Raw genomic sequence first — 20,181 nt, forward strand, 5'->3', positions numbered from 1 at the left:
CTAAAATTTTATGTTTATTATTAATCCCCAGAATATCTTCCTATTCCATAATATGCTGATGCTCCATTATTTTCGGCAACTAAATGACTTCTCCAGTCATACGTAATTGTTTCAATAACTTGCCAAAGTTTTTTAGCATCTTGTTTTTTCTTTTGGAAACTTTTTGTCAATGGAATTTTGTTATAAGCTTTTACAAGCACTTCTCTTTTAGACAATTTCCACGCTTCAATTAAAGCTTGTGAAAAAGTCATTTGGAATTTTCTAAATAACTCCCATGCCTTAGTAAATATTGATTTTCTCATTTTTCAGTATTTTAATTTTGTGCCGTTGTCGCTTCGATGCTACGACTTACTCGCAACGGCTTAATTATTAAAAAAAAACATTACACCCGTATCGTACCCACGTTTTAAGTTATGTTAAAGGAGTTCCACCTATTAAAGTTCTTACTCGAAGAATTTATTTTCACATTGCTCCGCTCGTTATTCAGACGTGTCTTATTTTCATTTTACGGTTTTCAGTATTTCAAAGAACTTTTTTTGAGTACATTTGCCGTTGTCATTTGTACAGAGCAAACATACGAACAAATGTTCGATTTATAAAACTAAAAGTGAACAAATTTTCCATTAATGTTCTTATTTACAACTATTCTAAATAAACAAAATGAACTTTTATAATAACTTAACGAGTATAAAAAAAGAGCGAAAGCTTACTAATGCAGACATAGGCAGCATTATAGGCATGTCTGGTGATGCATTTCGAATGGCAGTAAAGAGGGAGAGTTTATCAGATCTAGAGATAAAAGAAATAGAAAAATTTTTCGCTTCAGGAACGAACAACAAGAAAAAAAATGATGTTGAAGTTGCCAATAATGATGATGAGATAGAGATTTTTATAAATAAGAATGGTATTAAATTTTACGAATATCCTGATGGATCAACCAAAATAGAAGTGATTAAAATACCTTTCGATGCCTATGCTTCATATCTTGAAGCTTTTAATGATGAAGAAAAATTACATTCAGAATTCAGTACAGCAACTTTTACAGTTGATAAAGTTGCAAAAGGAAACTATTTAGCATTTAACATTAAGAATGACAGCATGAATGGAGGAGGTATAAAAGATACTCCAAGTGGTGCTGAAGTATTAGCTAGAGAAGTTGGTAGACATTTATGGAAGGATGGATTTCACACTCCAGAATATGGTTTTATATTAATGACAAAAAATGCTATTTACCACAAAGACATTAAAGACTATAACAACGAGACAGGGTTGTTGACTTTATCCTCAAGGAACAAATCAGAAGAAGATTTTCAAATAAGCATAAATGATGTTTACAGAATTTTCAATGTAATAAAACGAACATTTTAAAAACAATTAATTAAATAAATTAACTATGAGTAATAAATCAATCCAAGTTACAGGATGGATAATATTAATGGCAGGTTTAGCCTTATTAATACATTCGCAATTTATGGAAACATCCGTAATGTCAGATTATGGAAGTCCAGATGCGTATGGAATTTCAGCAGCTCCTCAAAAAATTAGTAATATTGGACTAATTGCCGATAAACTAAATTTTACTATTTTAGGAGGTATTTTACTTATTGTGGGTTTACAATTTGCGTTAGTCCCAGATGAAACTAAATCAGAAAAAAAATAACTATGAAGAAAATTATCTACCTATTTATTGCAATTATAAGCCTATCATGTACAAAAGAAGTTGATATTGAAGAGCCTGTTAATAAAGCAGGATTAAAACTAATTAAAGAAGTTGAGACAAATTTAATCACTAATAAAACTCAAACGAAAAACTACTTTTATTCAGGAGATATTTTGACAAAAACAGAAGAAATCGAAAGTAATGGTGATGTTTTTAAAAATGAATATCATTATGAAAATGGCAAAGTTGAAAGTATAAGTTATTTTGAAAATGGAGAGGCAGACGGTACAAAATATTTCTATTATTCTGATGGGCATATTAAAAATAGTATTTATCTGAACGATGAAGAATTATTTTGGAGAAACACATTTGATAATTTAACAGGAATGTCTAAATCAATATCTGGAAAATTAATTTCTCAAACAATATATAAGCAAGAGAACACAACAATCGATGGTATTAATTCTTTTACTGAAACTATTTATAGTCCTACAAATATTATTTTACAAAAAACAAAATACGAATCTGACAAAGAAAATAATCCATATTTCGAAATGCTTCCAAGTACTTATACCGAAAGATATTTGGCTTTTTCTGTTCAAAATGTTGCAAAAAAAACGATGTTGAATGGAGATGTGTATACATATGAATACATATACAATGGACATAAACCAACTCAAGTAATAGAGAAATTAAATGGGGTTCCGCAATCAAAAACTACGTTTGTTTATCAGTAATGAGTACTCCAGATAAAAATATTCTAAGACTAATTGATATCCTAATATTTCAAAAAAAAATCAATTATAGAAATGATTTTTGTGAGGAAATTGGAATTCTTAGGCAGACAGTATCAAAAATCAAAAAAGGAACTAATCATTTCACGGTGCAGCACATTGAAATTATATGCGCAAAATATAATGTAAGTGCAAACTGGATTTTTGGCATAGATAAAAAGGTATTCAATACGCCAGATAGTATAGAGATATAATTTTAATAATTCACGTTCTTATCCTAACATAAATCTAAACACGTTTGTTTTAAAAGCGAGGTTTTAAAGTGCTGTAAGCCCAGTAAATATGTTCTCATATTTCTAACATTACAATTCATAACCCTGAGGTCCCGAGTTCAAATCTCGGTCTCGCTACCAAAACAAACCCTTAAACAACAATTGTTTAAGGGTTTTTTATTGGAGTTTTGTATTATGAATATCGATTTAAATTCATTAGTTAAGGTAGATTATCTATATACAGAATAGAAAACTCTTTTTAGATATGTAACAAAAAAACATAGTAGTAAACTAAAAAATTATATCAATACCCTTTATTATGACTTTCTACATAATGCAAATAATAGTTTAAGTTCAAAAAATTAAATATTTTTGCCGCGCTTTTGGTATCATTTAAAACAAAAATAAATACTAACATTTTATCTGATTATTTAAAAATACAAAAACAACGGCAAGAACTGCTGTTAAAAAAGCATTTTGCAAACGAAGTAATTTATAAACAACATGGATATAGTCAAATTTAAAATCACATCAAAAACGATAAAAGTAGAAGTACGAAATTCGAATAATTATATTTTTAATTTCAATACTGCTTTAGAAATTGAAAAAGAAGACAAAGAGGTTTTATTAAGACTATACAATGCATTAGATCTTCTTTTTAAGAAAGAAAATGCTAACGAAGTAAAAAACTACGTTTCGCCCAACCAAACCAATATACTTGATCAGATTTCTGCTATTGACAATTTAGGAGAAAAGGAATAAATTATCAATTAAAATTTAACGGAGAGAATACGTTCTCTCGATACCAAATCAAACCCTTAGGCAGTTATTGTTTAAGGGTTTTTCATTAGAACCTTTCAAGAATACTATTTTAAATCTTCTAAAAACATTAAATCCATACTATCATACCTATAAACTTGGTGAAATTAGATTCACTCATTGAAGTTTATAATCATTACTTTTGTAATAACGAAATTATTCTCTCCCAATGATAATAAAGAAAAAGGGCAATTGGTTCAAAATGTTGTTTGAATGGAATGGTTCTGTTTTACCTCAACTTATGCCGAGATTAATATTATTGTTGTTGTTTTCGATATTAGTAGTGTATTTCAAGCCTTTTTTATTAGAACATAATCTATACATTAATCCATCTATATTTACTTTATTTGGGATAGCCCTTGCCATATTCTTAGGTTTTCGTAATAGCGTAAGTTATGATCGATTCTGGGAAGGCAGAAAGCTTTGGGGAGCTCTACTCAATGACACTAGATCACTAGCCCGACAAAGTTATTCATTAATAGATAGTTCCGACTACGATGAAAAACGGGAAGAATTTATCAATTTACTTATTGCTTTTGTTTATTCCTTAAAACACCAACTTAGGCATACTGATTCTAGTGATGATATGACTCGTTTTACTCCTAAAAAATTTGCTAATACTCTAAAAGAAGTTCATTTTAAACCTATCTATATTTTAAGAGAAATTGGGAATTGGATAAAGAACGCAAAAAAAGAAGGCAAACTTGATAGTATGGCCCAATTGGCATTTGAAGAAAACCTAAATAAACTTTCAGATATTGTTGGTGGTTGCGAAAGGATTGCTAGTACCCCTATTCCTTATACCTACAGCGTATTATTACACCGAACGGTTTACATCTACTGTTTTATGCTTCCTTTTGGCTTTGTAGAAACATTAGGCTGGGTTACTCCCTTTGCTATAGTTTTTATAGCCTATACTTATGTTGCTATAGAGGCAATAGCAGATGAGTTGGAAGATCCTTTCGGAATACAACCTAACGATTTAGCCTTAGATACCATGTCGCAGATGATTGAAAATACACTATTGGAATTAAATGATAAAAAAATAACTCTACCAAACAATCCCAAGGATTATTATATTACCTAAAAGCAGGAATTTAATCACTAATTAAAAAATATTTTCGCTTAGTCAATAAAAGAAAGTAGCAAAATCTGACAATAACTAATATTTCCTTGTATTTTCACTATATATCATCACCACAACAACAAACGTACTAAAAAAGCACTATATTAACATATAAACAGATAATATACCATTATTAAATATTAATATAATATAAATGTATCATAATTAACTACTGTACTTTTATCAAAAAAAATATTTAGCCTAAGACTAAGACCACATGATAAAATTAATTTCCGGTTTTCAAAAACAGAAATTAATTCTACCAAAGCTAATACATATTAATCCTGCCTTTTATGAAAAAAAATTACTTAGTATTTGTGTTTTTATTGCTCTTTGTATTAAATTCTTCTGCACAAACCATTATGAGGTGTGGAACCAATCTATCCCAAAAAGAGCAGAATCTATTTAGACAATCTTTACCTAAAATTGAAACTGCAAAAAAAGCGGGATTAACCAAGAAAAAGGATGCTACTCCTTATATCATACCAGTTGTATTTCATATCTTAAATGATGGGTCTAATATTGGGAAAACTTTTACCAAAGCCCAAATGCAAAGTCGTATCAATGATGCTATCGATGTTTGTAACAAAGATTTTAATGGTCTATACCCAGGCTACAACACTACAGACCCACGTTTTGATGCTGTAAAAAGCAAAATGAACATTCAATTTGTTCTAGCTACTGTAGATCCAGATGGTAATTTATTAGAAACTCCTGGAATGAATTGGCATCCAGATGCACATATTGTCGATGGATATGATTCTAGGATATACGATTATATGTACTATGGCAAAAACGGAAAATATTATCTGGATATAGTTGTTGTAGATGAACCTAACCCATCTGATGGTGTTTATGGTTCTGGACATGCTTTTTTACCTGTTCAGGATGTTGTACCACACGTAACTTATAACCATAGATATATCGGTACTACTGGCGGATCTGATGCTAGTTTTCAATTTGCCAAAGAAATGTCGCACGAGTTTGGTCATTATTTTGGTTTGCAACATACGTTCCAAAATGGCTGTGACCCAATAAATGATGGCATGGCCGATACTCCACCAACAACTCAAGGATATGGTTGCAATTTATCTGCAGTAAATAGTTGTGGAGTTATTGCAAATTATGAAAACTTAATGGATTACAATGTTGATTGTCAAGCTATGTTTACCAAAGACCAAACCAATGCAATGACCTATTGGCTAGATGATATGGCTGTAGCCAAATACCCAAGAGGTTTTTTATGGCAAAATAGTAATTTAGCTTCTGTAGGAGTTATTAGTACTGCTCCAATAGCTCAATTAACCGCAAGTACAACTGCTATTTGTAGTAATAAAAGCATAACCTTTAAAGATATTTCACTTGGGTTACCTACTTCCAGAACCTGGACTTTTGCAGGTGGTTCTCCAGCAACCTCTACAGCAGCAAATCCTACCGTTACTTATGCAACTCCGGGAATTTATACTGTTTCCCTAACTGCTACTAATGCATTAGGAAATGATACTAAAACAATCACTAGTTATATAAAAGTTGACCAAAAATCTACTATAAACTTAACTGAGAATTTTTCTGGAGCATTTCCTCCAGACGGATGGTCTATTACAAATCCAGATGCTGGTTTAGGATGGGAAAAACGTAAAGATACTGGCAATGGAGATTCAGCATGTATGATTATGAACAATGCCGATAATGCTGTTCTTGGCGAACTAGATTACATACAACTACCCTATTACAATTTTACAAACGGAATAAATAGTCAACTTTATTTTGATGTTGCCTATACAAAATTTGATGATATAAGTCCAGACGTTCTTGATGTAGAAGTTTCTACAGATTGTGGCGCAAATTGGACATCGGTGTATTCTAAAACCCATACAGATCTTCAGACTACAACTACTCCTATAACTCTTCCCAATAATTGGATTCCAAATACTGCTGAAAATTGGAGAAAAGAAATCGTTAATCTTAACGCGTACATAGGGAATCCGAATGTCACCATTCGTTTTAAAAACAAATCAGGTTATGGAACTCGTATTTGGATAGACAATGTAAATGTAGCCATTACACAAAGTCCTACCCCAGTATCTGATTTTTCTACTGCCGTAACCAAGACAAATTGCGCAAGTATAATTGTTCCTTTTAAAGATACCTCAACAGGAAACCCAACAACTTGGTTATGGTCATTCCCAGGAGGTATACCGTCAACTTCTACAGAACAAAACCCAACAGTAACTTATAACACAAATGGCTCTTATAATGTTTCTCTAGCAACACAAAATGGCTCAGGTGCTGGTACTGTAACAAACAAATCAAATTTCATTACTATAGCTACTCCTGTAGGAACTTCGTTTACAGAAAACTTTGAAGGGACTTTTCCTCCAGCTGGCTGGGAGATCACTAATTTAAAGAATAATTTAACTTGGGAAAAAAGCACTGCTGCTGGCAGAAATTCTTCCTCTTGTATGATTATAAACAATGCCGATAATGCAGCTGGAGATGTAGATGAAATTACATTGAAACCACTAAACTTGGCAGTTGGCGCAACCGATTTTTCTTTTGATGTTGCTTATGCAAAATTCGATGCGGCTAGTCCAGATATTTTGAATGTTTTAATTTCTAAAGATTGTGGAGCTACCTGGACAACTTTATACTCTAAAACGCATACTGTATTAGAAACTGCAGTAAGCACAGACGCTAATAATTGGGTACCAACATCAGATTCTGATTGGAGAACCGAAAGAATTTCATTAACAGCATTTAAAGGAAACCCTAATGTTCTGATTAAATTTGTAAATACATCTGGTTACGGAGCGAGAATTTGGATTGATAATTTAAAATTTACTTTTGATAGTAAAGAAAAACCATATTCCGATTTTAATATTACAAGTTCTATGATTTGTAGCGATTTGCCTGTTCAATTCTCTGATACTTCACTTGGCGAGCCAACTTCGTGGTTATGGTCTTTCCCAGGAGGAACACCAGCAACTTCTACAAGCAAAAATCCAGCTGTAATATATAATACTCCAGGAAATTACGATGTTACTCTGGTCGCTACCAATGCTTTTGGACAAGGATTAGCCAAGCTAAAAACTAGCGCAGTAACAATAAAAGGTAAAAACACTTTACCAACTAGTGAAAACTTTAATGATGCTTTCCCGCAACAAGATTGGCAAGTCCTAAACCTAGATGCAGATCCTATTACGTGGGAAAAACGCACCGATGTAGGTAAAGGAGATTTATCTTGTTTGGTGATAAACAATGCCGATGCTCCAACTGGAATGGTTGACGAACTGATTTTAAAATCAATGGACTTCTCTACTGCAGATAAACCTCATTTACACTTTGACCTTGGTTACACACAGTACTTAAGTGTTTTTGATCCTGCACCAGCACCAGATCAAATCGACATTTTAGTATCTTCAGATTGTGGCGTTAACTGGACAAATGTATATTCTAAGAATCAATTGCAATTACAAACAGTGTCCCCTCCTATTCAGGATGATCCCGCTACCACACAAGCAAATGAAACAAACGATTGGAAACCAACACAGGATTCTGATTGGAGAAGTGAAACTGTAGATTTAAGTGCAGTAAAAAACCAATCAAGTGTTTTGATTAAAATAAGAAATACATCGGGTTATGGAACTAGAGTTTGGTTTGATAATTTCAAAATCAATAATAGTCCAACATTGAGCATTAAAGAAAATAAAATCGAAGGAATCGTTGTGTATCCTAATCCATCCAAAGATTTATTTACAATAACTCTTCCTTCAATAGATACAGAACAATATGAAGCGACTGTTTACAGCGTTACAGGACAATTAATTTTAAACACAACTTCATCGAAAATAAACTCAAATGCATTAACAATTGATTTATCAGGAAAAGCAAATGGTGTTTACATTTTAAAAATTAAATCGTCAAGCGGAAAAATAACTGTAAGTAAACTAATAAAAGAATAGTAACAATGTGGATCAAGAGGAATAACAACACAACTACTAATTATGACTAAACCTAATGGAGTTTAAAAACCCGTTAGATTTACATCAAAACTAAAATCTACAAATTCAACTCTTGATTCGCATTAATCATTAATTTTATAGCGCTATAAACCATAGCGCTATAATTAATCTAAAATTACTTAAGTATAATGAAAAAACATTTTCTACTATTAATATTAATCTGCTCGAGTGTTTTTGCTCAGGAAAGCATTGATATTAATCGGTTAAACTGGCTACCAAACTCACATTCTTTTTGGGTAAACTCGCAAGGAAACGTAGTTGTTTATGATGTTGATAAATTAAACCAAAACACTAGTATTTTAACTCAGCAGCAGTTACAAAAATCTGGTTTTACTGGAGAAATTGAACAACTGGTTTGGAACGAAAACAAAACGAAAGTACTGGTTTACACTAATTCTAAAAAAGTTTGGAGAGCAAATACCAAAGGAGATTACTGGTTCTTTGATCTTGCAACAGGAAAAGGAAAACAACTTGGTGCTAGTTTAGAAAAGTCATCGTTAATGTTTGCAAAATTTTCTAATGATAATGAAAACGTAGCCTATGTTTCGCAACATAATATTTATCTGGAAAGTCTTGCTACAGGAAAAATAACTCCTTTAACAACCGATGGAACAGATAAAATTATCAACGGAACTTTTGATTGGGTTTATGAAGAAGAACTAGCTGCTCGTGATGGTTTTAGATGGAGTCCTGATGGAAAAAGTATTTCGTTTTGGCGTGTAGATGCATCTAAAACAAAATTCCATTTAATGATAAACAATACCGATGCATTATATCCTTTTACAGTTCCGGTAGAATATCCTAAAGCTGGCGAAAAACCATCATCAGTAAAAATTGGGGTAATCGATATAACTTCATTAAAAACAAATTGGTTAAACATTCCGGGGGAGCCAGACAATAACTATTTGGTTCGAATGGAATGGATCAACAATCAAAATGTGATGGTTATTCAGTTAAACAGACTTCAAAATCAAGCTTCTATTTATAAATGTGATGCAAAATCGGGAGTAGCCAATTTAATCTACCAGGAAAAATCAGAATCATGGATTGATGTTTTTGATATCTCTTCAGGCGAATACGATGTTTTTCCTTGCCAGTTTGTCGATAACGGAAAAGCTTTTTTATGGAGCTCAGATGCCGATGGATGGATGCATGTTTATAAAATTAGTGCCGATGGTAAAAAGAAAGAACTAATTACCACCGAAAAATTCGACGCTTATTATAAAGCTTACAATCAGGAAACAAAATCGATCTATTATATTGCCAGTCCTACAGATGCTACACAGCGTTATTTATATGAAACGAATTTGAATACTAAGAAAACAAAACGTATTACTCCAAAGGAATTTGAAGGAACAAATGAATATCGTTTTTCTACAGATGCTAAATATGCCCGACATACTAATTCAAACATTAATCGTGAATACAACATACGTTTAGTAGCTTTACCTAGTCATAAAAAAATATTGCCACAAGCAGCTGATTCTTTTTCGGCTCCCGAACGCAATTATTCTTTAGAGAAATTTAAAGTTACGACTGTTGACGGTATCGAAATGGACGGAATAATGGCTAAACCATTAAATTTTGATCCTACTAAAAAATACCCAGTATTCTTTTATGTTTATGGAGAACCAATGGCCTCTGTAGCAAATGACGAACCGTATTTTTATCCATATATTGCTTATTTAATTCCTGAAGGATATATAGGAATTGCAATGGATAATCGAGGAACTCCCCTAATGAAAGGTACCAAATGGAGAAAATCTATTTATAAAAATATCGGAATCATCAATACTCGTGATCAGGCTATGGCTGCCAAAGAAGTATTAAAGTGGAAATTTATCGATAATGATAGAGTTGCCATTCACGGATGGAGCGGTGGCGGCGCAGTAACATTAAATTTAATGTTTCAATATCCTGAAATTTACAAAACAGGAATTGCAGTTGCTGCTGTAACCGATCAGCATTTTTATGACAACATTTATACGGAAAGATATATGGGATTGCCAAGCGAAAACGAAGCAACTTATAGTAAAGCATCACCTGTAACTCATGCCAAAAACCTACAAGGGAACTTATTATACATACATGGAACTGGCGATGATAACGTGCATTATAAAAACGCTGAGGTTTTAATTAACGAATTGGTTAAGTATGATAAGATGTTCGACCTGATGATTTATCCAAATCGCTCACATAGCATTCACGAAGGAGAAGGAACAGGAAAACATCTTGCAGATACCTTCATGAAATACATAAGAGAGAATTCTCCTCCGGGAGCAAAATAATATAAAGACATTTCAACGTGTCATATTTCTCAGTCTTGCCATTCTTAGGAATGGTGGGGCTGAGTTTTTTATGAGATACTCAAGAACTAACAAAGCTTTTCCTTGATTGGAAATAAAATATTCAAGTAAAAAATATTGATAAATAGTTATACATTAGCTAAAGGAAAGCAGTAAAACATCCTAAGTATTGCTAATGCATTTCATAATAAAAACTAAATCATATCAAGAAGAAGAAATCAATCTTTGAATTTACTGCTGATAAATTTTCTAAACTAACCGACATAAGCTAATCCAATCATGACCATAAACATAGACCAAAACCTAAAACTGGAGTTAATTAACGAAAATCATGCACAGCCAATCTTTGATCTTGTTAATGCAAACAGAACACATTTAAGAGAATGGTTGCCTTTTGTAGACAGAATGCAAACTGTGGACTTCGCTGTCAATTTTGTAAAAGGCACAATGCAACGAAATAAAGATGGAAATGAATTTGCTTTTGTAATTATTGATAACGAAAAAGTAGTTGGAAGAATTGGCGTTTATAAAATTGATGGTCAGAATAAAATTGGAGAAATTGGCTATTGGCTCGCCGAAAACTTACAAGGAAAAGGCATTATAACCAAATCATGTAAAGCGATTATTGACTTTTGTTTCTCGGATTTACAGCTTAACCGGATTGAAATAAAATGCGGAACTGGAAACTTTAAAAGCAAAACAATCCCAGAAAAACTTAACTTTACCCACGAAGGAATTCTTCGTCAGGGAGAATTACTTTATGACCAATTTATTGACTTGAATTTGTATTCTCTTCTTAAATCCGACATTGAGTAGAATCCCAAAGTACATCCAAAAACAAAATTCATAAAATGAAAAATATAAAATTTACAAAACTCATTCTTCTTTTTGGCCTCATCACATTAGTTTCTTGTAGCAGCGGACCAGAAACAATCGATGAATTTGCTGAAGAAATTACAAACAATATTAAAAATAAAGATTCCGAAGGATTGTATTCTTTGTTTTTATCTCCAAAGGAAAATGCATCATATGGTTTTTCAAGTGCAACAATTACACCCGAAGAATCTTCGAAACTAAAATCGAGCGAAGATTTAATGAAGCTGATTATACGAAAGGGAACACAAAAAAAGCCGGATGATATTAAGCGTATCGATAAATTCATTTCAGAAGCACATCTCTTATTTGATTGGAATCAAATAAAATCTATAAAAACAGAATCAACTTTAGTCGCAACTAAAAAATTAAAAACCATAAGAAACAAAGTCATGATAGATGCTGACACCTATGACTTAAAAATTGTAATCGAATTAAATGACGATAAAACATATCGCTTGAAAGTAAATAAAGCAATGAAAGTAAATAATCGTTGGGTAATCTTCCCTACGAATGGCTTCGGAATTGAAATTGAAAAATAAGAAAACTAAAAACATCTTTTTAATTCCGATTTTCGCCTGATAAAACTAATTTATTGGAAAGACTGGGATTATATTTTTTAAAAAAGAGATAATGATTATTTTCTTGTAGGTTTTGCCGATGCGCTACGAGAAATAAGTCTTGCACAAATAGATTATTTAATAGACAATCTAAGAAAACTACACAACTCCGAAGAATACGAGCTTGCAATAACCGATAATAGAAAAGTTTTGTAAAACTGATTTTATCTAAGATAGAGTTTTTACATTTTATCCTTATACTGGTGAAGTTCGTTTTCTATATTTTGGTATCTAAAAATAATCTCAATTGCTTTTTGTAATCGCACAAATGCTGTTTCGCTTTTTACAACATAATCAAACGCTTTATGATCCATACAGCTTACCGCAATGTCAATCTTATCATGTGATGAAAGCATTATAACGGGAATGCCTCTATCTATTTCTTTAATTTTATCTAATGTTTGTAATCCATTCATAGCAGTTTTATTAATTCCATCCAAATGGTAATCGAGGATAATAACATCCGGCTTGTTTTCTATATTTTGAATACAAAGTTCCCCCGAAGAGAATGTCTCTACTACAAACTCATTACGATACGAAAATTCAATTTCCATAGACTTTAGGAATACCGAATCGTCATCAACAAGAAAAACTTTTATTTTATTGTCATTTCTCATCATCTATCTTTTTAAATTTTCGAGTTCTTCTTCGAGTTCTTCACAAGCCTCGCCACAAGCTTTTTCAAGTTCAAATATCAATTCGTTTATCTCTATAGAAATTTCAAGTGCAAATGCATATTCTTGGATTTTCTTAGCAATTTTTTCTACATCTGGGCTTATTCCCATTATCGAAAATGAGGGTAGCATTTTATGAATTGCCGACTGTATCGATTTCCAATCTTTGGTTATAAGGCTTTTCTTTATTGTAGCAATTAAAGGTGGTGTTTGTTTTAAATAAGCATTTATCATATCAGTCATTAAAATCGGATTCGATTTTGTTAACTTAATGAGATAATTCATATCTACATATTTAATTTTTTTCACTTCCCCATTTTGTCCCTTTTTATGTTCAATTATTAATATCGGCTTTTTCGAGAAAGCGATTAATTTACTGTAAAGCAATCTTTCATCAACAGGCTTAGCCATATAATCATTCATCCCTACTGCTTTGCATTTTTCTACATCTGTTGTTGTTACATCTGCTGTTAAAGCAATTATTGGGACTTGGGACTTCATTGTATTGCGAATGTATTCTGTGGCTTCAAAACCGTCCATCTCCGGCATTTGTAAATCCATCAAAATAATATCATATGTTTTAGTTTTCAACTTTTCGATAGCTAGTTTACCATTGGCAGTAATATCACATTCAAAACCAAAATCATCCAACAAGGTTTTCATAAGTAGCTGATTAAGCTCCATGTCTTCAACAACTAATATTTTTGTATCTTTTATCTCTCTGCTCAGTTCGATGATTTCGGGTTCAAGGACAGCCTCGGCAGTTGTTTTTTCAAAATCCAAAATAAAACTAAAAGTTGCTCCTTTATTTATTTCGCTTTTTACTTGAATATTTCCTCCTTGAGATTCAACCAATTGTTTTGCAATTGCCAGACCTAATCCAGTACCTCCATATATTTTTGAAGAACCAGAATAAGCTTGCTGAAAGTTTTCGAATATTTTCTCCATCTTATCAGCTGGAACTCCAATTCCCGAATCAGAAATAGAAAACTCAATAGATACCTTTTCATCATCTTGCGAAAGCAACTGTACACTCACGACAATCATTCCTTTATTTGTAAACTTGACCGCATTACTTACTAGGTTCAAAACAATTTGATGCAATCTTGTGGGATCTCCTATAAGTACTTCGGGAATTCTTTTGTCATAATTTGTAATTAGTTTTAAGTTTTTTTCTTGAATTTTTGTTTCAAATAAATGCAACATCGCTGTTACGGACAACGCTAGTTTAAAAGGCGTTTTTTCAAAAATCATTTTTCCAGCATCAACTTTGGCTAAATCTAGAATATCATTTATTAATACGATTAATGCATCTCCACTAATTTTTATAGCTGTTAAATACTCTTTCTGTTTAGCCGTTAAATCGGTTTTGAGTACTACTTTGGTAAAACCAATAATAGCATTCATAGGCGTTCTAATCTCGTGGCTCATATTCGACAAAAACTGTTGCTTTGATTTTACTGCTTCTTCGGCAATCTTTGTAGCATCTTCTGCAGTTTTAGTTGCGTCCTCTGCAATTTTGGTAGCTTTTTCAGCAATAACTTTTGCTTCACGTAATTCGTGTTCTATTACTTTTTGTTTTTCAATACTTCTAGCCATAAGAATAGCTCCCAGTACTTTCTCCTCTCTATCTTTATATACAAATCCATTAAACAAGACATCTTTTTCTTTATGATCGGTAATTGTTAATTCATAATCATTAATATACCCTTCCTTAAAAATTTGTTTACAAACTGCTTTTACTTTTTGGGGATTGGTGAAATAATCAAAACAATAACTTCCTAAAATTGTTTTTCTATCCTTTCCTGCAATTTCAATAAATACTTGATTCGTATCTGTAATTTTCCCTGTTTGATCAATAACAATTATAGAATTTAAATTAGCTTCTATTAAACTACGTGCATAACTGTTTTCTTCTTTATTTTTGGATTCCATTGTTATACGTTTATCAAATTTGAATTTTCAATTTCCTTAATTGAGTTACGTTGTTTTTTCAACAGGATATCGTTTTATTATGAAGAACCAATAGTGTACAGCATAGAAACATCAAAACAATCCTATTTAACGTAGTCAAATGTGATTATTTTAATCTATACCTTATTGTATAATAAGTAAAAGAAGTTATACAATTCCGACATTCTCAAGGGCAATCCTTTTTTTGTCTTTAAGTTGTTTGAAGAAACTTGGGGTAAGACCCGTTACTTTTTTAAATTGTTGGGATAAGTGTGATACGCTGCTGTAGTTAAGCATATAAGAAATTTGCGTAAGATTTAGTTCATCATACAACAGCAATTCTTTAACGCGTTCTATTTTATGGGCAATAATAAAATGTTCTATTGTTATTCCTTTTACTTCCGAAAATATCTTGGCTATATGAGTATACTCCATACCCATTTTTTCACTAATATAATCGGAATAATTTACTTTGGGTAGCTCATCTGTGTAATGAACCATTTCGACAATAATGGTTTTTATTTTTTCAATCAAAACTGCCTTTTTATCGTCCATTAACTCTAGTCCTGCCTTTAATAAGATAATTTTAAGTTCATCGCGAATTTCGGGAGATAAATCTCCTATTATTTCTACCAATCCTAGATCTACAATAACACACTGAAGTCCTAGATTTTCTAATGCATCTTTTACCACCATTTTACAGCGGAGACTTACCATATATTTTATATAGAGTTTCATTTCTTATTTCCTTATATGATAATTAACGATTTTATCTTTTGAATTAATCCTCGTAGCCACTTTTAATTATGGTCGAAATCATCTTAAATTGCACATTGGCATTAATACTATGCTTTGCATGTGCTGGAATTACGATTCCTTGACCTAGATTTAATTTATGGGGTTTATCATTAATTATTATTTCGGCAGTGCCATCAATTATCTGAATGTAATTATCAAAGGGAGAAGTTTTTTCTGCTAGTTCTTCACCCGCGTCAAATGATGATGCAGTAATGTTTCCAGTCGTTTTTTTAATGATCGTTTTGCTTAAAACGGCATTAGGAATATACTGTATAATTTCAACAATAATATGTGACTCACCTTTTTGAATTTCGAAATGATTCATTTGTTTGTTGGGTGAGTATTAATTTACTAGTCCAATTTTCGTAATAAACGAGCGTATTGAAAAAAAAATTCCCCACAAAACAAAGATGGTATTTTAATTCGGTTAAGCGTTGTACAATTATTAAAAATTGTTATATAATTCTGAACTTCAAATTAACACATACAAAGACACACAACTTGCTAATTATTATCATCATAACTCAAACAAAAGACCTATTGATCTTTATTGTATTATTATTTAAATCTAATTCTCTAAAACATGAATTAAAAATACATCAGAATAACTAAATAAGGGCAAATAAAAAATTATACCCTATTTTTGTTATACTAAGCGAGAATACTATTATTTTGCTCTTATTACTAAATTGGATTAAAACCACTTTATGAAACAATTACTTCTAACCCTTTATTTACTTATCGGAATGTCCAACTCTCAATATGCCCAAAATGTTATCCCTTTATATAATGGAAAAGTCCCAAACGCTAAAGAAATTGCAGACTTAAAAGATTCTATTATGGTTTATGATACTGGTGCAAAAAAAATTACTGTAATTACAAGAGTCGCTACACCTGACCTGACTGTTTTTCTTCCCGAAAAAAATAAAGCTACAGGAATTGGTGTAATTATTTGCCCAGGCGGGGGGTATTCGGGAGTAGCAATTGATCATGAAGGTTATGCTATTGCAAAAAAACTAAACGAAAGCGGAATTGCAGCATTTGTCTTAAAATACCGATTACCGATTACTAAATATGTCGAAAACAAAGAAATAGTTCCTTTGCAAGATGCGCAACGTGCTATTGAGTTGGTAAGAGAAAATGCCGAAAAGTGGGGAATAAATCCAACCAAAATTGGAATTCAGGGTAGTTCTGCCGGAGGACATTTGGCTTCTACTGCCGGCACACATTATACAAAAGCATATATCGACAATCCGTTAAAAACCAGCTTACGTCCCGATTTTATGATTCTTACTTATCCTGTTATTAGTATGACAGATAGTTTAACACATTTGGGGTCCAGAAACAATTTGCTTGGCAAAGATGCATCTCTTGAAGAAATTAAAGAATACTCCAATGAATTGCATGTAACTCCAAATACTCCTCCTGCATTTATTTGCCACGCAATAGATGACAATGATGTTATTGTACAAAACTCGCTTGTGTTTATCGCTGCTTTGCAAAAAAATAAAGTCTCCGTAGAATCTTTCTTTTATGCCAATGGTGGTCACGGTTTTGGAATGGACAATCCTACCAGCGATGTACAATGGATTGAGAGTTGTATTAATTGGATTTTGAAAATAAATAAAAATAATTGAGTTATATCCTTAGATTACACAGATTTAAGATGGAACAAAAAAGGTAAGCATATAAGTCATTCAATAAACATAAGTGTGATTAATTACAATAAAACTTAAATGAACTTACAATATATGATTAAAACAATTTCAATAAATTATGTAAGCGTCTAAAACAATTACCTAATTAATATAATAAAAAATACCCATGAAAACCTCAACCATCTGGTCTACAAATAGTATTCATAAAGATTTGCTTGAAGCAAAAGAACTATTATACAATGCATGCAACCTAGAATGTACGCAACCAATAGCCGAAACCGAAAGTGCCGACTATGGCGCTTATACTTTTAAAATTAACAAGCAAGCAACTGTTTATCGTGTAGCTAAAGTCACTCCTACCAAAGTGGGACAATTTGTTACGCTCTGGAAAAGAAGCGAGAAAGGTCCTATTGCCCCTTTTGAAATTACTGATGATATCAATTTGTTTATTGTAAGTACTAGAAATGGTTCTCATTTTGGACAATTCATTTTTCCGAAATCGGTACTGCATCAAAAAGGAATTTTATCTGATGATAAAAAAGAAGGCAAACGTGCCATTCGTGTATATCCACCTTGGGACAGCACAACAAGCAAACAGGCGCAGAAAACGCAACAATGGCAATTAGATTATTTTGTAAGTATACCGAGCGATAAACCAGCTGATTTGAATTTAATAAAAAAACTGATTCCTTAATAAATAAATTCTATTTTAGCTAATGCTTAAAACGTAAGCCACCAACAAAACCAATTATTAATACTAAAACGATAACCATGACAGGAATAGATAGTTTGGGAACATTCATAATAGCCGCAGCAATTGTTATTATTACTCCAGGAATCGACACCATTATGGTATTAACAAGAAGTATTTCTCTTGGTAAAAAAGCAGGATTATATTCAGCACTCGGAGTTAGCTTAGGACTTATAATTCATACGCTTGCGGCTACATTTGGGCTTTCGCTTATTCTGGCACAATCTGCTTTTGCATTTAGTCTCGTTAAATACTTAGGTGCTGCCTATTTGTTTTATCTCGGATATAAATCGCTTACTGCAAAAACAAATCAAACAGAAATAAAATCTATTGAAGTTAAAAATACTGCAAACAAAAAATTATTTCTAACTGCACTTTTAAGCGATGTCTTAAATCCTAAAATTGCTATTTTCTTCTTAGCTTTTTTACCTCAATTTATAAAAACTTCTGAGATAAATAATCCTATTCCATATTTATTACTTGGATTCATTATCTTTATTATAGCATTAATATGGTGTTCTTTTTTAGCATTAATGGGAAGTAATGTTGCAACTCTTTTTAATAAAAACAAAAATGCCGAAAGTAGGTTGAACAAAATGACTGGAATCGTTTTTATTTTACTTGGCTTAAAAATAGCTTTTACAAAAAGATAAAAGCGCAATGAGTAAAAACTCATTAATGATATTTTTTATACAACTACATAATACTTAATGCCAGAAGTAATTCTCGCACTATCAAACATATGAATACCAATTATACAAAATTAAACAACCCTGCTTGGTATTCTTTATCAGAAACGCACCAAGAATTTTCAATAAACTACAACAATATCAAATTTTACAATCCTGATTACTGTCCTTTTGGAGGATTCATAACAGCCGAAAATAGCACAGAAGCTATTGATCAATACTCTCAATTAACCGATAACTTTTTTATAATTGGTAAAAAACCTCAACTTTCAGATCAGCTAGAGTTGAAAAAGGAATTAATCTGTCTGCAAATGATTATCCATAACCGAATAGATGTTGAGATAAAAGAAAATATCCTTCCTCTTACAACCAGCGACCACATAGATGCTTTATTTGAATTGGTCAGTCTTGTTCAACCTGGTTATTTTAAAAAGAAAACTGCCTTGCTAGGCAATTATTTTGGAATATTCAAAGACAATAAACTTATTGCTGTTACAGGTGAACGCATGAAAATGAATGATTTTACCGAAGTAAGTGCCATCGTTACTCATCCCGAATATACTGGGCAAGGATATGCCAAACAACTAATCGCTCACGCTATAAACAACATCTTTGATCAGAACAAAACACCTTATTTGCACGTAGTCGAAAGCAATATTGGCGCCATAAAACTATATGAAAAGCTAGGTTTTTCAACCAGACGAAAAATGAGCCTTTGGCATATTTCAAAGTAAACAATTTATAATATGACAAAATTTTATAGACAAGGAGCTAGTGGCGCATTACTTGATGTATATGAAGGAGCCATTACAGATTTACAACATACTATCTCGGATATCTCGGAGACTGAACTTATAAAAATTATAGACAACCAAACAACCGACGATAGCTGCAAATCAATCCAAACCATTTTGTCTCAGGTTGTTTGCTCTGGTTATGCTTATGCTATTTACATTCGAAGATTTAAAGGGGAATCAATAGATTTTCGAGATGAAATATTTCATACTTCTATACAAGATTATAATAGTCACTTAAATGATTCCTTTAAAGGTATAAATGACAATCAGCTAGAGGAATTTGATAATAATAAAAAACTAAACACTTCTTGGGGACAAGTTTACGATATCGAACAAATTCTAGAACATTCCATTGTGCACGTCTTGAGACACCGCCGCCAAATCGAAAAATATAAAATAATAGTACGCCAATAATACATCATACCAAAA

General features: G+C 31.9%; 19 protein-coding genes and 1 tRNA gene. 15 read left to right on the forward strand and 5 right to left on the reverse strand.

Features of this window, described 5'->3' with window-relative positions; genetic code table 11:
• Positions 1 to 20: 20 nt before the first annotated feature.
• The gene (locus IUY40_RS02920) at positions 21 to 302 is read right to left on the reverse strand and encodes a hypothetical protein (RefSeq protein ID WP_195735400.1); all 282 of its coding nucleotides are present in this window, start codon (positions 300 to 302) and stop codon (positions 21 to 23) included.
• 358 nt (positions 303 to 660) lie between these two features.
• Between IUY40_RS02920 and IUY40_RS02925 the strand changes: the two genes are divergently transcribed.
• The 10 genes from IUY40_RS02925 to IUY40_RS02985 all read left to right on the forward strand — a co-directional run bounded on the left by IUY40_RS02925 (position 661) and on the right by IUY40_RS02985 (position 12,354).
• Positions 661 to 1,368: an XRE family transcriptional regulator gene (locus IUY40_RS02925; protein WP_195735401.1), complete on the forward strand. Its 708-nt coding sequence runs from the start codon at positions 661 to 663 to the stop codon at positions 1,366 to 1,368.
• Between the two features lie 25 nt (positions 1,369 to 1,393).
• Positions 1,394 to 1,660 carry a hypothetical protein gene (locus tag IUY40_RS02930; protein ID WP_195735402.1) on the forward strand — a complete coding sequence of 89 codons (267 nt, stop codon included), beginning with the start codon at positions 1,394 to 1,396 and terminating at the stop codon, positions 1,658 to 1,660.
• A 2-nt stretch (positions 1,661 to 1,662) separates the two neighbouring features.
• Entirely contained in the window at positions 1,663 to 2,397 is a 735-nt protein-coding gene (locus IUY40_RS02935) for a hypothetical protein (protein WP_195735403.1), read from the forward strand.
• Positions 2,398 to 2,702: 305 nt separating this feature from the next.
• A tRNA-OTHER gene (locus IUY40_RS02940) sits at positions 2,703 to 2,807 on the forward strand.
• Positions 2,808 to 3,170: 363 nt separating this feature from the next.
• A complete protein-coding gene (locus IUY40_RS02945) occupies positions 3,171 to 3,428 on the forward strand; it encodes a hypothetical protein (protein WP_195735404.1) in 258 nt (85 codons plus the stop codon).
• A 226-nt stretch (positions 3,429 to 3,654) separates the two neighbouring features.
• Positions 3,655 to 4,572 (forward strand): bestrophin family ion channel, encoded by a 918-nt coding sequence (locus tag IUY40_RS02950; RefSeq protein WP_195735405.1) that lies wholly within the window; start codon positions 3,655 to 3,657, stop codon positions 4,570 to 4,572.
• 332 nt (positions 4,573 to 4,904) lie between these two features.
• A complete protein-coding gene (locus IUY40_RS19405) occupies positions 4,905 to 8,573 on the forward strand; it encodes a PKD domain-containing protein (RefSeq protein ID WP_229335322.1) in 3,669 nt (1,222 codons plus the stop codon).
• A gap of 188 nt (positions 8,574 to 8,761) precedes the next feature.
• The gene (locus IUY40_RS02975; RefSeq protein ID WP_195735406.1) at positions 8,762 to 10,921 is read left to right on the forward strand and encodes a DPP IV N-terminal domain-containing protein; all 2,160 of its coding nucleotides are present in this window, start codon (positions 8,762 to 8,764) and stop codon (positions 10,919 to 10,921) included.
• 297 nt (positions 10,922 to 11,218) lie between these two features.
• The gene (locus tag IUY40_RS02980; RefSeq protein WP_195735407.1) at positions 11,219 to 11,755 is read left to right on the forward strand and encodes a GNAT family protein; all 537 of its coding nucleotides are present in this window, start codon (positions 11,219 to 11,221) and stop codon (positions 11,753 to 11,755) included.
• Between the two features lie 35 nt (positions 11,756 to 11,790).
• Positions 11,791 to 12,354, forward strand: coding sequence for a hypothetical protein (locus IUY40_RS02985; RefSeq protein ID WP_195735408.1), 564 nt, complete (start codon positions 11,791 to 11,793; stop codon positions 12,352 to 12,354).
• 260 nt (positions 12,355 to 12,614) lie between these two features.
• Here IUY40_RS02985 and IUY40_RS02990 read toward each other — a convergent pair whose 3' ends face one another.
• The 4 genes from IUY40_RS02990 to IUY40_RS03005 form a co-directional block, all read right to left on the reverse strand.
• The gene (locus tag IUY40_RS02990; protein ID WP_195735409.1) at positions 12,615 to 13,049 is read right to left on the reverse strand and encodes a response regulator; all 435 of its coding nucleotides are present in this window, start codon (positions 13,047 to 13,049) and stop codon (positions 12,615 to 12,617) included.
• A gap of 3 nt (positions 13,050 to 13,052) precedes the next feature.
• Positions 13,053 to 15,041 carry an ATP-binding protein gene (locus IUY40_RS02995; protein ID WP_195735410.1) on the reverse strand — a complete coding sequence of 663 codons (1,989 nt, stop codon included), beginning with the start codon at positions 15,039 to 15,041 and terminating at the stop codon, positions 13,053 to 13,055.
• 186 nt (positions 15,042 to 15,227) lie between these two features.
• Positions 15,228 to 15,797, reverse strand: a complete 570-nt coding sequence (locus IUY40_RS03000; protein WP_195735411.1) for an AraC family transcriptional regulator — start codon at positions 15,795 to 15,797, stop codon at positions 15,228 to 15,230.
• A gap of 43 nt (positions 15,798 to 15,840) precedes the next feature.
• Positions 15,841 to 16,182: a cupin domain-containing protein gene (locus IUY40_RS03005; RefSeq protein WP_195735412.1), complete on the reverse strand. Its 342-nt coding sequence runs from the start codon at positions 16,180 to 16,182 to the stop codon at positions 15,841 to 15,843.
• Positions 16,183 to 16,564: 382 nt separating this feature from the next.
• On the opposite strand from IUY40_RS03005, the gene IUY40_RS03010 reads away from it, so the two are divergent.
• The 5 genes from IUY40_RS03010 to IUY40_RS03030 all read left to right on the forward strand — a co-directional run bounded on the left by IUY40_RS03010 (position 16,565) and on the right by IUY40_RS03030 (position 20,166).
• Positions 16,565 to 17,494, forward strand: a complete 930-nt coding sequence (locus IUY40_RS03010; protein ID WP_195735413.1) for an alpha/beta hydrolase — start codon at positions 16,565 to 16,567, stop codon at positions 17,492 to 17,494.
• A gap of 187 nt (positions 17,495 to 17,681) precedes the next feature.
• Complete coding sequence (locus IUY40_RS03015; protein ID WP_195735414.1) at positions 17,682 to 18,209, forward strand: MepB family protein; 528 nt, start codon at positions 17,682 to 17,684, stop codon at positions 18,207 to 18,209.
• A gap of 77 nt (positions 18,210 to 18,286) precedes the next feature.
• Positions 18,287 to 18,919 carry a LysE family translocator gene (locus IUY40_RS03020; RefSeq protein ID WP_195735415.1) on the forward strand — a complete coding sequence of 211 codons (633 nt, stop codon included), beginning with the start codon at positions 18,287 to 18,289 and terminating at the stop codon, positions 18,917 to 18,919.
• Between the two features lie 89 nt (positions 18,920 to 19,008).
• Positions 19,009 to 19,689, forward strand: a complete 681-nt coding sequence (locus IUY40_RS03025) for a GNAT family N-acetyltransferase (RefSeq protein WP_195735416.1) — start codon at positions 19,009 to 19,011, stop codon at positions 19,687 to 19,689.
• Positions 19,690 to 19,701: 12 nt separating this feature from the next.
• Positions 19,702 to 20,166 carry a DinB family protein gene (locus tag IUY40_RS03030; protein WP_195735417.1) on the forward strand — a complete coding sequence of 155 codons (465 nt, stop codon included), beginning with the start codon at positions 19,702 to 19,704 and terminating at the stop codon, positions 20,164 to 20,166.
• Positions 20,167 to 20,181 lie beyond the last annotated feature (15 nt).

The organism is Flavobacterium sp. ALJ2, from assembly GCF_015594725.1.
Classification (GTDB): domain Bacteria; phylum Bacteroidota; class Bacteroidia; order Flavobacteriales; family Flavobacteriaceae; genus Flavobacterium.

Coding starts and splice junctions, on each gene's coding strand:
- IUY40_RS03000 (WP_195735411.1), bottom strand. CDS start 15,797: ATGAAACTCTATATAAAATATATGGTAAGTCTCCGCTGTAAAATGGTG.
- IUY40_RS02985 (WP_195735408.1), top strand. CDS start 11,791: ATGAAAAATATAAAATTTACAAAACTCATTCTTCTTTTTGGCCTCATC.
- IUY40_RS02945 (WP_195735404.1), top strand. CDS start 3,171: ATGGATATAGTCAAATTTAAAATCACATCAAAAACGATAAAAGTAGAA.
- IUY40_RS03020 (WP_195735415.1), top strand. CDS start 18,287: ATGACAGGAATAGATAGTTTGGGAACATTCATAATAGCCGCAGCAATT.
- IUY40_RS02920 (WP_195735400.1), bottom strand. CDS start 302: ATGAGAAAATCAATATTTACTAAGGCATGGGAGTTATTTAGAAAATTC.
- IUY40_RS02935 (WP_195735403.1), top strand. CDS start 1,663: ATGAAGAAAATTATCTACCTATTTATTGCAATTATAAGCCTATCATGT.
- IUY40_RS03015 (WP_195735414.1), top strand. CDS start 17,682: ATGAAAACCTCAACCATCTGGTCTACAAATAGTATTCATAAAGATTTG.
- IUY40_RS19405 (WP_229335322.1), top strand. CDS start 4,905: ATGAAAAAAAATTACTTAGTATTTGTGTTTTTATTGCTCTTTGTATTA.
- IUY40_RS02930 (WP_195735402.1), top strand. CDS start 1,394: ATGAGTAATAAATCAATCCAAGTTACAGGATGGATAATATTAATGGCA.
- IUY40_RS02990 (WP_195735409.1), bottom strand. CDS start 13,049: ATGAGAAATGACAATAAAATAAAAGTTTTTCTTGTTGATGACGATTCG.
- IUY40_RS03010 (WP_195735413.1), top strand. CDS start 16,565: ATGAAACAATTACTTCTAACCCTTTATTTACTTATCGGAATGTCCAAC.
- IUY40_RS02925 (WP_195735401.1), top strand. CDS start 661: ATGAACTTTTATAATAACTTAACGAGTATAAAAAAAGAGCGAAAGCTT.
- IUY40_RS03005 (WP_195735412.1), bottom strand. CDS start 16,182: ATGAATCATTTCGAAATTCAAAAAGGTGAGTCACATATTATTGTTGAA.
- IUY40_RS03030 (WP_195735417.1), top strand. CDS start 19,702: ATGACAAAATTTTATAGACAAGGAGCTAGTGGCGCATTACTTGATGTA.
- IUY40_RS03025 (WP_195735416.1), top strand. CDS start 19,009: ATGAATACCAATTATACAAAATTAAACAACCCTGCTTGGTATTCTTTA.
- IUY40_RS02950 (WP_195735405.1), top strand. CDS start 3,655: ATGATAATAAAGAAAAAGGGCAATTGGTTCAAAATGTTGTTTGAATGG.
- IUY40_RS02995 (WP_195735410.1), bottom strand. CDS start 15,041: ATGGAATCCAAAAATAAAGAAGAAAACAGTTATGCACGTAGTTTAATA.
- IUY40_RS02980 (WP_195735407.1), top strand. CDS start 11,219: ATGACCATAAACATAGACCAAAACCTAAAACTGGAGTTAATTAACGAA.
- IUY40_RS02975 (WP_195735406.1), top strand. CDS start 8,762: ATGAAAAAACATTTTCTACTATTAATATTAATCTGCTCGAGTGTTTTT.